The sequence below is a fragment of the Rhodococcus sp. PAMC28707 genome, from assembly GCF_004795915.1.
Taxonomy (GTDB): Bacteria; Actinomycetota; Actinomycetes; order Mycobacteriales; family Mycobacteriaceae; genus Rhodococcoides.
On the sequence record NZ_CP039253.1, the window covers coordinates 3814004 to 3826083 of the forward strand.

Annotated in this window: 14 protein-coding genes and 1 tRNA gene; 9 read left to right on the top strand and 6 right to left on the bottom strand. The window is 63.4% G+C overall.

All coding sequences use genetic code 11. From position 1 onward, the window contains the following. Window positions 1–7: 7 nt before the first annotated feature. Complete coding sequence (locus tag E5720_RS17325) at window positions 8–2056, bottom strand: ATP-dependent DNA helicase (protein ID WP_136171673.1); 2049 nt, start codon at window positions 2054–2056, stop codon at window positions 8–10. A 72-nt stretch (window positions 2057–2128) separates the two neighbouring features. Further along, window positions 2129–3460 (bottom strand): nicotinate phosphoribosyltransferase, encoded by a 1332-nt coding sequence (locus tag E5720_RS17330; RefSeq protein ID WP_136172779.1) that lies wholly within the window; start codon window positions 3458–3460, stop codon window positions 2129–2131. An 83-nt stretch (window positions 3461–3543) separates the two neighbouring features. On the opposite strand from E5720_RS17330, the gene clpS reads away from it, so the two are divergent. The 8 genes from clpS to E5720_RS17370 all read left to right on the top strand — a co-directional run bounded on the left by clpS (window position 3544) and on the right by E5720_RS17370 (window position 9376). Further along, window positions 3544–3909: an ATP-dependent Clp protease adapter ClpS gene (clpS, locus tag E5720_RS17335; RefSeq protein WP_136171674.1), complete on the top strand. Its 366-nt coding sequence runs from the start codon at window positions 3544–3546 to the stop codon at window positions 3907–3909. A 67-nt stretch (window positions 3910–3976) separates the two neighbouring features. Next, entirely contained in the window at window positions 3977–4537 is a 561-nt protein-coding gene (locus E5720_RS17340) for a DUF2017 domain-containing protein (protein ID WP_136171675.1), read from the top strand. A 6-nt stretch (window positions 4538–4543) separates the two neighbouring features. Beyond that, on the top strand, window positions 4544–5608 hold the full coding sequence (locus E5720_RS17345; RefSeq protein WP_136171676.1) for a P1 family peptidase: 1065 nt from the start codon (window positions 4544–4546) through the stop codon (window positions 5606–5608). Window positions 5609–5746: 138 nt separating this feature from the next. After that, window positions 5747–6301, top strand: coding sequence for a rhomboid family intramembrane serine protease (locus E5720_RS17350; RefSeq protein ID WP_247596345.1), 555 nt, complete (start codon window positions 5747–5749; stop codon window positions 6299–6301). Between the two features lie 102 nt (window positions 6302–6403). Beyond that, window positions 6404–7162, top strand: a complete 759-nt coding sequence (locus E5720_RS17355; protein WP_186630074.1) for a cyclic nucleotide-degrading phosphodiesterase — start codon at window positions 6404–6406, stop codon at window positions 7160–7162. 21 nt (window positions 7163–7183) lie between these two features. Beyond that, window positions 7184–7969 (top strand): ribonuclease PH, encoded by a 786-nt coding sequence (gene rph, locus E5720_RS17360; protein ID WP_136171678.1) that lies wholly within the window; start codon window positions 7184–7186, stop codon window positions 7967–7969. After that, window positions 7962–8573: an RdgB/HAM1 family non-canonical purine NTP pyrophosphatase gene (gene rdgB, locus E5720_RS17365; RefSeq protein WP_136171679.1), complete on the top strand. Its 612-nt coding sequence runs from the start codon at window positions 7962–7964 to the stop codon at window positions 8571–8573. Before rph ends, rdgB begins: the two co-directional genes overlap by 8 nt. A gap of 11 nt (window positions 8574–8584) precedes the next feature. Next, window positions 8585–9376, top strand: a complete 792-nt coding sequence (locus E5720_RS17370; RefSeq protein WP_247596023.1) for an alpha/beta fold hydrolase — start codon at window positions 8585–8587, stop codon at window positions 9374–9376. Between the two features lie 6 nt (window positions 9377–9382). Here the strand turns inward: E5720_RS17370 and E5720_RS17375 are convergent, their stop codons facing one another. From E5720_RS17375 to E5720_RS17385, 3 genes are all read right to left on the bottom strand, one after another. After that, complete coding sequence (locus tag E5720_RS17375) at window positions 9383–9730, bottom strand: DUF3817 domain-containing protein (protein WP_136171680.1); 348 nt, start codon at window positions 9728–9730, stop codon at window positions 9383–9385. After that, window positions 9727–10137 carry a transcriptional regulator gene (locus tag E5720_RS17380; RefSeq protein ID WP_136171681.1) on the bottom strand — a complete coding sequence of 137 codons (411 nt, stop codon included), beginning with the start codon at window positions 10135–10137 and terminating at the stop codon, window positions 9727–9729. Before E5720_RS17380 ends, E5720_RS17375 begins: the two co-directional genes overlap by 4 nt. Window positions 10138–10198: 61 nt before the next feature. Then, window positions 10199–10283, bottom strand: a tRNA-Leu gene (locus tag E5720_RS17385). A gap of 84 nt (window positions 10284–10367) precedes the next feature. Between E5720_RS17385 and E5720_RS17390 the strand changes: the two genes are divergently transcribed. Then, entirely contained in the window at window positions 10368–11153 is a 786-nt protein-coding gene (locus tag E5720_RS17390; RefSeq protein ID WP_136171682.1) for a TetR/AcrR family transcriptional regulator, read from the top strand. Here E5720_RS17390 and E5720_RS17395 read toward each other — a convergent pair. Continuing rightward, entirely contained in the window at window positions 11150–11848 is a 699-nt protein-coding gene (locus tag E5720_RS17395) for a hypothetical protein (protein ID WP_210729894.1), read from the bottom strand. The two genes, E5720_RS17390 and E5720_RS17395, sit on opposite strands and share 4 nt — an antisense overlap. Window positions 11849–12080 lie beyond the last annotated feature (232 nt).

Sequence of the window (12080 nt, forward strand, 5' to 3'; positions counted from 1 at the left end):
AAGTTGGTTACCTTCCGGAAAGCCGGGTGAGAGCTTTGCGCACTACCTCAGGGTCGGACGTCTCCCAGAAAGGGGGAAGCGAGGCCCTGAGGTAGCCGCCGTAGCGAGCGGTCGCAAGTCGTGGGTCGAGCATGGCGACGACGCCTCTGTCGTCGACGCTGCGCAGCAACCGGCCGACGCCCTGCGCGAGTAGAAGCGCGGCATGATTGGCGGCAACCGAGAGGAAGCCGTTGCCGCCACGGGACTCCACTGCCTGTTGCCGGGCCACCAGGAGCGGGTCGTCCGGTCTGGGGAACGGGATCCGATCCAGGATCACCAGGCTGAGGGACGGACCGGGAACGTCAACTCCTTGCCATAGCGACAGGGTGCCGAAGAGCGAGGTTGCTTCGTCCTCGGCGAACTTGGTGACCAATGCACCCGTGGAGTCGTCGCCCTGGCACAGGATCGGTGTGTCCAGCCGCTCGCGCATCTCTTCGGCGGCAGCCTTCGCCGCGCGCATCGAGGAGAACAAGCCCAGTGTCCGGCCACCGGCAGCACTGACCAGTGCCTCGATCTCGTCCAAGTACTCGGCGGACAGGCCGTCACGGCCGGGAGGCGAAAGATGTTTGGCCACATACAGAATGCCGGCCTTCGCGTGATCGAACGGGGACCCGACGTCGAGCGAATTCCAATGAATCGACGCGGTGTCGGACGGTGGCTGCGCGCCCGACGCCATGGCCGTGTCGCTGCGTGCAGAATTCTCGGCCGGAAGACCCCAATTGACGGCGAGACCGTCGAACGAGCCACCGACCGTCAGCGTCGCCGAAGTCAACACCACGGTCGACTCGGCGAAGAGTCGGCTGCGCAGTAGACCACCGACCGACAGTGGCGCTATTCGGACGGTGCGTTTGACGTTCCCGCGGAAGTCGTCGACTGCATGCCAGACGACGTCCTTACGTTTGGCGGGGTCCGGTTCGTCGAAGGCGGTGAGTACTCGTACCGCGCTGTCGTGGACTTCGTCGATGGCCACGAGGGCCGCATTGCGCGCGGCAGCGGCTTCCGGGTCCGAGGCTGCCATGCTCTGCTTCTGCGGACCGATCGCGGTACGAACGGCCCAGGCGGAGTCTCGAACGGAGGCCAGCGCAGGTCCCACCCCGTCCGGGAGAGCCGACCATCGGCCGGGCGGGAGGCTGTCGAGAATCGCAGCCCAGTTGTCCGCCGCGCCGTCGAGTGCGTCGACGATCTCCTCTTCGATCAGCTTGGAGCACCGACGAGCAGCAGCGGTGACCGTTGCGGCAGACAGTTCCGAAGTGGCAACGCCGGTGACTCGATCGACGAGTTCGTGCGCTTCGTCGATGACCACCACGTCGTGCTCGGGAAGAATCTGGATTCCGGTGATGGCATCGATGGCCAGCAGTGCGTGGTTGGTGACCACGACGTCCACCTGTGACGCTTCGGTGCGTGCGCGCTCGGCGAAGCAGTCCTCGCCGACGGGGCATCGAGACTTACCGAGGCATTCACGTGCGGTGACGCTGACCTGCCGCCATGCCTGATCGCTGACCCCGGGGACGACGTCGTCACGGTCGCCGGTGTCGGTGTCGGAAGACCACTGCGTGAGCCGGACGACCTCGCGGCCGAGGCGGGAGATGGCGAACGCGTCGAAGAGTTCGGCGTCGGGCTTCTCCTCGGATGCTCCGGTGTGAATCTTGTTCATGCACAGATAGTTGTTGCGGCCCTTGAGTATTGCGAACTTCGGCCGCCTACCGATGGCATCCTCGAGTGCATCCGCCAGCCGAGGAAGGTCACGGTCCACGAGCTGACGTTGCAACGCGATGGTTGCCGTCGAGACGACGACGGTGCGCCCGGACTCGACAGCATGTCTGATGCTCGGCACGAGGTACGCCAGCGATTTACCGGTTCCGGTCCCAGCCTGCACGGCCAGGTGCTCCCCGGTGTCGATCGAGTGCGCGACGGCCGATGCCATCGTGAGCTGATTGCTGCGTTCCTTACCTCCTAGCGAGTGCACCGCGACCTTCAGTAGGGCGGGAACTGTGGGGAGCTCGGTCTTCGACGGCACCGCAGAAGACTACTGCCACTCACCGACCGGATGCGCCATCGACACCGTCCGGCCACTGCCGCGGGCGACGGTTCACGCGGGGGCTGCGATGAACCGCGTCGACAGTGCAGGTTCGCCCTGCGAGAGCTTGAGCCCTTCCCACGGAAGACTGACGAGCCGCTGTGCGAGTAGTTCGCGTGCATCGTTCAAGCCGGGTAACGACGGTTCTTGCTTGCCGCCGCGCACCAGGGGCCTACACAGTTCGATGGCGGTGAGTCCGTCGTCGATTTCCGGCCTGCTGCCTACGGGATACACGATTTCTTCGATTGCTGTTCCAGTGGATCGAGTGGTTCGGATAGCAGCTTTGGTGCCCCCGCGGGACTCCTTGTGGCTGCTGCGTTTGGCGACGGGACGCCCGTCGACCGTCACCAGCTTGTAGACCATGCCCGCTGTGGGCGCCCCCGATCCGGTCACCAGAGAGGTGCCGACGCCGTAGCTGTCCACTGGTTCGGCGCGCAGTGCGGCGATCGCATACTCGTCGAGGTCACCCGATACGACGATCTTCGTTTTCGTTGCACCGAGGTCGTCGAGTTGACGGCGGACCTGTCGGGCGATCACTCCGAGGTCTCCGGAATCGATGCGTACTCCGCCCAGACCGGTACCGGCGACCTCGACGGCATTGGCGACGCCGGCAGTGATGTCGTAGGTGTCGACGAGCAGCGTCGTGCCGACCCCCAGATTACGAACCTGCGCGGCGAAGGCGGCCTTCTCGTTCGGACCATCGGCGTCGGTGTAGAGCAGGGTGAAGGCGTGCGCCGAAGTTCCGGCTCCGGGGACGCCGTGGCGTCGTACTGCTTCGAGGTTCGACGTCGCGGTGAATCCGGCGATGTAGGCGGCGCGCGAGGCCGCGACTGCGGCTTCTTCGTGGGTGCGACGCGAACCCATCTCGATCAGCGGGCGCGTACCCGCAGAGTTCGCCATGCGTGCGGCTGCAGACGCTATTGCGCTGTCGTGGTTGAGAATCGACAGGGCAAGAGTTTCCAGAACGACGCATTCGGCGAAGGTTCCGTGTACCGACAGCACCGGCGAGCCGGGGAAATACAGTTCGCCCTCTCGGTAGCCGTCCACGTCCCCGCCGAAAGAATAATTTTCGAGCCACTCGAGGGTCTTGGTCGGGAGGAAGGCGGCGAGCGTCTCGATCTCTGCCGGCCCGAAGCGGAATCGTGTCAGTGCTTCGAGGAACCTGGCGGTACCGGCGACGACGCCGTAACGCCGGCCGTTCGGCAGCCGCCGGGCGAATACCTCGAAACTGCACGGTATGTGCGCAGAACCGTCGGCAAGCGCGGCCGAGAGCATGGTGAATTCGTACTGGTCCGTCATCAGCGCGGAACTGCGTTCATGGTCGCAAAAGTCCGGCTTGGACATCGAGGCGTCGGTCACAGATACAACAGTACGAGGCGTAGGGGCGAAGGTGTGCACTACCGCTCCCTCGTCGTACCCTGAGAGGTATGGCTTCATCGACGGCACGACCGACCGTGGGCAGAGCGGTCGCGGTACCGAACTCGTCGATTTCACCGTCGGCGGCATCCCCCCAGGCGGCACCAGCGGAAACAGAAGTGGTGGCACGGGCCGAAGCACACGATGTGCCCTGGGTGACCATCGTCTGGGACGACCCGGTCAACCTCATGCACTACGTCACCTTCATTTTTCAGAAGCTGTTCGGATACAGCAAAGCGAAAGCCACCGACCTGATGATGCAGGTTCATTCGGAGGGCAAGGCAGTCGTCTCCAGCGGTGAGCGCGATGCGATGGAGAACGACGTTCGCAAACTGCACGCGGCCGGTTTGTGGGCCACGATGCAACAAGACAAATAGGGCAGCAAGACACGTACGGGCTTCGAGACAGCAGGCCAGGCATCCAAGGACGGGGCAGAAGAGCGCAGTGCGCATGTGGAGCAGAAAGAACTCACTCAGCGGGGTCAAGATCCGCTCGGATATGGACGCCAGAGAAGCAACTGTGCTCAGGTCGCTCGTGGAGTCGGTAGTCGGTCTTCTCCGCGATCGAGAAGCCGATGCCCCGACGGACGAGCTGGCGGCCATGACGGGTCTACGAACCGGCCACAGCAGTCCACCCGAGGATGCAGCGCTCGCGCGGCTCCTGCCCGACTTCCACCGCCCGGATTCCGGTTCCGATACGTCAAACCTCAACGGTGCGCTCCGCGGATTGCACGAGCCGGAGATCATCGACGACAAGCTCGCTGCAAGCCGAGTCATCCTCGACACGATTCCGACGAACGGCGGAAAAGTCGTCCTGACCCCCGCACAGGCAGACTCCTGGCTGATGGGCCTCAACGACGTAAGGTTGGCGCTCGGAACCACATTGGGTATCGACGCAGACACTCCTGAAGTTCTCGACGAGGGGGATCCACGGGCCCCCCATCTGGACGTGTACCACTGGCTGACCTGGATGCAGGATTCCCTCGTTCAGGTCCTCATTCCGTAGGAGTACCTGTTGGGGACGGGTCCGAAGGACGCACTGACCGACGTGTCAGGCTTACTGGTGGGGCATCACCACGAGATCGATCCGGCTGCCGAACTCGGGTCCGGCGCCGCCACCGGATGCACCGTGATCCGCGCTCTGGGCGGTGCTGTCGCCGCCGTCGACGTCCGGGGAGGTGGTCCCGGTACCCGTGAGACCGATCTGCTGGACCCGAGCCATTCGGTGCAGCAAGTAAACGCCGTTCTCCTCACCGGTGGAAGTGCATACGGACTCGCTGCCGCCGACGGTGTCATGCGCTGGCTCGAAGAGCACGGACACGGAATTGCCATGGGTGGCCCGGACCAGGTGGTACCGATCGTTCCGGCGGCCGTCATCTTCGATCTGCCGGTAGGGGATTGGTCCATCCGGCCGACCGCCGACTTCGGATATCGCGCAACGGCGGCCGCTCGAGCCGATTTCGCGACAGGTTCGGTGGGCGCAGGTGTCGGTGCTCGTGCGGGGGTGCTCAAGGGCGGCGTCGGCACTGCGAGCACCGTCATCGAGGGAGGGCCTGCCGACGGCGTCACCGTCGGCGCACTGATCGTCACCAATCCGGTCGGTTCGGTGTTCGATCCCCGGACCGGACTTCCGTGGGGAGTCGGGTCGGAAGGGCCCGGTGCGTACCGGATGCGCACACCAGACGTGCACGAGGTGTGGAACGCCAACGCACTCGCACCCAAGGGCACCGCCCTCAATACGACGATCGGCGTCGTAGGCACCGATGTGGAGCTGAGCGCGGCGTCGTGCAAACGCGTGGCCGTCGCCTCTCACGACGGCCTGGCGCGGGCGATCAGACCTGCCCACTCTCCACTCGACGGCGACACGATTTTCGCGCTGTCGACCGGCACGAGGAAGGTCGTCACGGAAACTGCCATGCCCAAGGCGTTCTCCTCCGACCTGCCGGTTCTCGCCGCAGTGTGCGCGGTTGCGGCCGAAGTCGTCGAGCGGGCCATCGTCCGTGCATTGCTCGACGCGACCTCGATTGCCGGCATTGCGACGTACCGTCAGATTTTCCCGTCGGCCTTTGCGCCCTGACCACAGCGGTAGACTTCGAAGGGCAGACCCCTCCCCGGTGCGTGGATGTCGGGGCTGGACGAAAGGCCTAGTTCCGTGAAGACGAACCCTTACCTTCCCGTTGCCGCACCCAAACGCCCACTGTGGCAGCAGGCCGCGATGTTGATGGGCTCGTTCGTCGTGCTGCTGTGGGTCATCGAGATCATCGACGTCGCTTCGGGTAGTCGCGTCGAGCAGGCGGGGATCAACCCGCGCAGTGTGGACGGTTTGTGGGGAATTCTGTTCGCGCCGGTGCTGCACGACGACTGGGCCCACCTGATCGCGAATACCCTTCCGGTTCTGATCCTCGGATTCCTCGTTCTCCTGTCCGGTCTGGCGCGTGGTCTGACAGCCACGGGCATCATCTGGGTCGTCGGCGGTGTCGGTACGTGGTTGATCGGCGGCGCCAACTCCAACCACATCGGCGCATCGGTTCTCATCTTCGGTTGGATCGCATATCTGCTGACGCGGGGAATTTTCACCAGAAACCTGGGCCAACTTGCCGTCGGCGTCGTGGTGTTCGTCATCTATGGCGGAGCACTGTGGGGCGTATTGCCGAGTACACCTGGGGTGTCGTGGCAAGGCCACCTCTTCGGCGCCGTCGGAGGAGTCCTTGCGGCGTGGTTCTTGTCCTCCGATGCCCGCGAGGAGCGTAAGCAGAAATCTCTCGGCTGAGCCTCTCCACCGACTTCACCACAACGCGCAAAGTGATGGTCGACTTCGTGAAAACGTGTCGAACGTTTCGGTGCCGGGCATCGACGTGGCAGCATGACGTACATGCGAATTACCGTCCTGGGATGTTCGGGGAGTGTGTCAGGGCCTGATTCCCCCGCGTCGGGTTACCTGCTCGACGAACCGGGAACATCGCCTGTCGTACTCGACTTCGGTCCAGGCGTGCTCGGTGCGCTGCAGAAATATGCAGATCCCGGTGACGTCAGTGTGTTCCTGTCGCATCTACACGCAGATCACTGCCTCGACGTGCCAGGGCTCCTGGTCTGGCGTAGGTACCACCCGAATCCGCCTGCGGGGCGCGCACTCGTATACGGGCCGAAAGACACCGCTTTCCGGCTCGGCGTCGCTTCTGCGGAATGCGGTGGCCAGATCGACGACATGTCCGACACGATCGATCTGCGTCGCTGGCAGGACGGGCGAACCATCGAACACGGACAGCTCACCGTGCACACCCGCCAGGTCTATCACCCGCCGGAGTCGTACGGCATGCGGATCACGACAGGCAAGGGGAAGCTGTTCGCTTACACGGGGGACACGGGTATGTGTCAGGCAGTCCGCGATCTCGCTCACGGTGCCGACGTGCTGTTGTCGGAAGCATCGTGGACGCACCGTTCCGACCGCCCGCAAGGTATCCATCTGTCCGGGACCGAGGCTGGGCAGCTGGCACGTGAGTCCGGCGTGGGTGAGCTGTTGCTGACTCACATCCCGCCGTGGACTTCCAGGGAAGATGTCATCGCGGAAGCGAAGGCCGAGTTCAGTGGTCCGGTGCACGCCGTCCAGCCGGGCGATGTCTTCACCGTCTAGGTCAGGGTTAAGCTTGCTGCCGTGTCCAGACGAGAAGACGGCCGAGCGGACGACGAGCTCCGCAACATCAAGATCACCCGCGGATTCACCGACAACCCGGCAGGATCGGTGCTGGTGGAGTTCGGAAACACGCGGGTCATGTGCACCGCGAGCGTCGAGGAGGGTGTTCCTCGCTGGCGTAAAGGCTCGGGCCTCGGTTGGCTCACCGCCGAATACGCGATGCTCCCCGCCGCAACCCATACCCGCAGCGGACGTGAGTCCGTCAAGGGCAAGGTCGGTGGGCGGACCCAGGAGATATCCCGCCTCGTCGGCCGGTCGCTGCGCGCATGCATCGACCTTGCCGCTATCGGTGAGAACACCATCGCGATCGACTGCGACGTACTGCAGGCAGACGGCGGAACCCGTACCGCGGCCATCACCGGCGCATTCGTTGCACTGTCCGACGCCGTCACCTACCTGCGTGCGGCCGGTCGACTCGCGGACCCGCAGCCGATTTCCTGTGCCATCGCAGCGGTGAGCGTCGGCGTCGTCGACGGCCGTGTTCGGCTGGATCTGCCCTACGAGGAAGATTCGCGTGCCGAGGTCGACATGAACGTCGTAGCCACCGACACCGGTACTCTCGTCGAGATCCAGGGCACCGGAGAGGGCGCTACGTTCCCGAGGTCCACTCTCGACAAGCTGCTCGATTCGGCTCTCGCAGGCATCGAGAAGATTTTCGAGGTGCAGCAAGCTGCACTTGCCGAGCCGTACCCCGGCGTGCTTCCTGAACCTGCCGTCGACGCACCGAAGAAGAAGTTCGGTGGCTGACACCAAGCTTCTCGTCGCGAGCCGCAACGCCAAGAAGCTACAGGAGTTGCGTCGAGTGCTCGATGGAGCGGGAGTCCTCGGAATCGAATTGGTCGGATTGGACGAGGTGCCCGAGTTCCCAGAGGCACCCGAGACCGGTTCGACGTTCGAGGAAAATGCGCTCGCCAAGGCGCGCGACGGCGCAGCTGCGACCGGGTTCGCTTGTGTTGCAGATGATTCCGGTCTCGAAGTCGACGCATTGAATGGCATGCCGGGTGTGCTGTCGGCAAGATGGTCCGGAGTACACGGAGACGACGGCGCCAACACGTCGTTGCTTCTGGCGCAGCTGGGCGACGTACCCGACGAGCGTCGGGGTGCAGGTTTCGTCTCTGCCTGCGCGCTGGTCGTTCCCGGCGGCGTCGAGGCCGTCGTCCGAGGTGAATGGCGTGGCGACATTGCACGAGAGCCATTGGGTGAGAACGGTTTCGGTTATGATCCGGTGTTCGTTCCCGAAGGGGACGGTAGATCGGCGGCGGAACTGAGCCCGCAAGAGAAAGATGCCTCTTCCCATCGAGGGCGTGCATTGACATTGCTGATTCCCGCACTCGAAACGCTTACCGGGTAGAGACTGGTCTGGTGAAACGAACAGTCGTGGCTGCGGCCGTCCTGGTAGCCGCTGGAATGCTTGCTGCACCGGGTTCGGCAGCAGCGTCCCCGGTCCAGAACTCGTTCGCGGAGGCAACTCTGTACTCCATCGCACACCCGGGTGCGAGCCCTTCGGGTGCCAACGACTACGCGTGCGTCCCGAGTGCCGAACACCCGGAACCGGTCGTGCTCGTGCACGGGTTCCTCGAGAACTCCTACGACAACTGGGCATCGATGGCGCCGGTGCTGAAAGCCGAAGGCTACTGCGTCTTTGCGCTCGATTACGGAGCGCCCGAAAGTATTCCGTTCGGTGGCCTGGGTTCACTCGCGGACAGTGCAGCCGAACTGGGGCGCTTCGTCGACACCGTCCGGACCTCGACGGGAGCCCACAAAGTTTCCGTGGTTGGTCACTCCAAGGGTGGGACCGTACCTCGCTATTACGTCCGGTTTCTCGGGGGAGCGGAGTCTGTCTCGCGGATCGTCGCGTTGTCACCGCCGAACTATCCGGTGCCAGGCCCGCCTTCAGATGAGGCCCTGCAACGCCTCAACGAGGGTAGTGACACTGTCCAGGGAGTGGACTACACGACCATCGTGACTCGATACGACCAGGTGGTGCCCTACGAGGCGTCATTGCTGACGGGTGAAGGCAACACGAACGTCGTGCTTCAAGACCTATGCCCAGGCAACGTCACCGAGCACACTGGAATCTCCTATGACCCTGTTGCACAGCAGGTGGTGTCGAACGCGCTTGGCGGTTCCGATCTCACCGCGGTCAGGTGCTGAACGGGTTCAGACGCCGAAATCGCGCTTGACCTGAGTCGTTCGCCAATGCTCCACGAAGAACGACAGGAACGGCACTGTGCCGGCGAGCAGGGTTCCAATGGTTCGGGCGGCCGGCCAACGAACCTTGATAGCCAAATCGAGAGTGAAGACGAGGTAGACCGCGTAGACCCATCCGTGGACGATGCCGACCCAGCCGAAGCTGTCGTTGCCGAAGCCGTACTTGGCAACGATCTCGACGACAAGGACCAGCAGCCACACACCCGTCGTGTACGCGAGAATTCGGTATCTCAGCAGCGCAGAAGCAATCTTCTTCGTTTTTTCGGTGGATACAGATTGCTGCGGTGCCGTGCTCACTTGGTGCTCCTGTCGGACTCGCGGGAGCGATCGAGCTCCGCAAGGTAGCTGTTGTACTCGAGAAGTTGGCGGGCCTCGGGATCGTCGAGATCATCTTCCACGGGCGCTACCGGTCGTTGGGGGAGCAGATCCGCGGGAACTTCACGCACGACCTGTTCGGCGACGCTGTCGTTCTCGGTGTCCTGCGGAGCGTCGGCCTCGTCTTCGAGCTGTACGAATTTGCGGTAGGCGTAGATGACGAACACAGCGAACAGCGGCCACTGAAACGCATAACCAAGGTTTTGGCCGTTACCACCGACGGATTCGAAACGCTCCCACTGCCACCAGCCCAGGGCCAGGCAACCGAGCGCCGAGACGATCACCAGAGCGATGAGCGCCGGGCGGCGTTGAGTGTGGGTTTTCGACACCCCCCGACGGTACCCGAGGATCTACTACCTCAGGTAGTTCGGTGGGGGTCGTCACTGATAGTGGTGCGCGAGGGGGGACTTGAACCCCCACGTCCTGAGACACTGGAACCTAAATCCAGCGCGTCTGCCAATTCCGCCACTCGCGCGAGTGCTGTGCAAGTCTACAACGCCGAATCCCGACGCAAACGCAGGTGCATCCTTGCCTCGAAGTACAGCGTACTGTGCTAGGTGTGGCAGGCAAGAAGGCGACCGTTTTCGATCCAGCGCGCACCCTCGGCCTGCTGTGGCGAGTGGACGGGAAGCCGAGTCGCAGCGGTTTGAGTATCGATGCGATCGTCGACGCCGCAATCGATATCGCGGACGCCGACGGGATCGACGCTGTGTCCATGCGACGTGTCGCCGATCGACTCGGCGTTGGTGCAATGTCGCTTTACACCCACGTTCCGGGGCGCGAGGAACTTGCCGATCTGATGATCGACCGCGCTGTAGCGTCGTTGTATTCGAGTGCCGCCGAACCCGCCACTGCGGCCGAAAATTGGCGTGACGGACTTCGATTCGTCGCGGAGCGCAATTGGCTTCTCTACCAACGTCACCCGTGGCTTCTCGATGTCCAGGGTGCGCGCGCCGTGTTGGGTCCGCACACCAACGACAAGTACGAGGCAGAGTTGAGGGTCATCGACGGCGTCGGGCTGACGGACATCGAGATGGATTCGGTCCTCACCCTTGTCCTGACGCATGTCGCGGGCACCGCACGTGCGCTCACTCGATTCGGCAAGGTTCGCGAGGAATCTGGGAAGACCGATGCACAGTGGTGGGCCGCAACGGCGCCCGTCCTGGCTCGGGTCATGAATCACGCCGACTACCCGGTGTCAGGACGGGTGGGAACCGCTGCATCGACTGCGTATGGCGCAGTGAGTGATCCGGTGCACGAGTACGTCTTCGGAGTCGACTGCATCCTCGACGGCGTGGCCGCGCTGATCGAGGGTGGGCGCGACCACGTCCGCACCGATAGTTAGCCGGCAGCTTTCAATTCTGCCCCTTGCTTGGGTTGCGGAAAACGGCGTTGGTAGCGCCACACTGCATGTTCGAGCGCTGCACGCTCGATGTTCATGCTCTCTGCGGTCACGGCGAGAAGCATCTCGGCACTCTCGCCGTCGAGCGTTCTGCCGACCGCGTCCGAGGTGAACGCGATCACCTGAAGCAGCGAGTTCGGTGTGCGCTCGCCCACCAGGAACAGGGCGCACTCCCACGTTTTCGTTCCGGCCCCGGGGATGGCGGTGAATGCTGCGCGAAGTTCATCCGAATCGACGAGGTCTTCAGCTCGCGCCACGCCGAGTCCGGTCAGTGCCGTCGCGATGCGTGCGGCGCACTCGGCCTTGGTGGTGGAGTTGCCGGCCACTCGCTGTCTGTTCCCCAGAATCTCGGCGAGTTCCTCGGGCTTGTCCACGAACGCGGCGAGCGCGGCCGGATCGTCCAGAGACTCGCACTGCCGATTATTGCGCCAACGGGAGACGACGCGCCTTACACCGGTGTCGGGTCCGCCGTAGGTTGCCCGCGCTGAGAAGACTGCGTCGAGTAGGGCGGCTTCGATCTCCTGTGGCCAGCCCAAATTCCAGTAGGGCGACTTCGCTGGTGTCGCACATGCTTCGACGTGGGCGGTGAGTGCCTCGTGGTCGCGCTGCGAAAATGTATGTGTAACCGATGAATACATGAATCCCCCCTGGGTCTATGTACTTCGGGAATGGGTCGATGTACTTCGAGAAGCTACCCAGGGTTACCGACAACTTGGAGACTGTGTCAGTCGGGTTCAGTGTGTGACGAGTCTCATATAACGAAAAGATAACGATAAATCTGAGGATCCCCTCACGTTCGGGCGTCTTCAATTTGGGCTGTGCCAGCACTGATGTTTGTTACCGGCGAGTTGCCTCAACGGTAGGTAAAGG

What these genes read in the sequence shown, in the direction of transcription:
- E5720_RS17330 (WP_136172779.1), bottom strand. Translation starts at nt 3,460, where the DNA reads ATGTCCAAGCCGGACTTTTGCGACCATGAACGCAGTTCCGCGCTGATG.
- clpS (WP_136171674.1), top strand. Translation starts at nt 3,544, where the DNA reads ATGGCTTCATCGACGGCACGACCGACCGTGGGCAGAGCGGTCGCGGTA.
- E5720_RS17350 (WP_247596345.1), top strand. Translation starts at nt 5,747, where the DNA reads ATGTTGATGGGCTCGTTCGTCGTGCTGCTGTGGGTCATCGAGATCATC.
- E5720_RS17355 (WP_186630074.1), top strand. Translation starts at nt 6,404, where the DNA reads ATGCGAATTACCGTCCTGGGATGTTCGGGGAGTGTGTCAGGGCCTGAT.
- E5720_RS17395 (WP_210729894.1), bottom strand. Translation starts at nt 11,848, where the DNA reads ATGTATTCATCGGTTACACATACATTTTCGCAGCGCGACCACGAGGCA.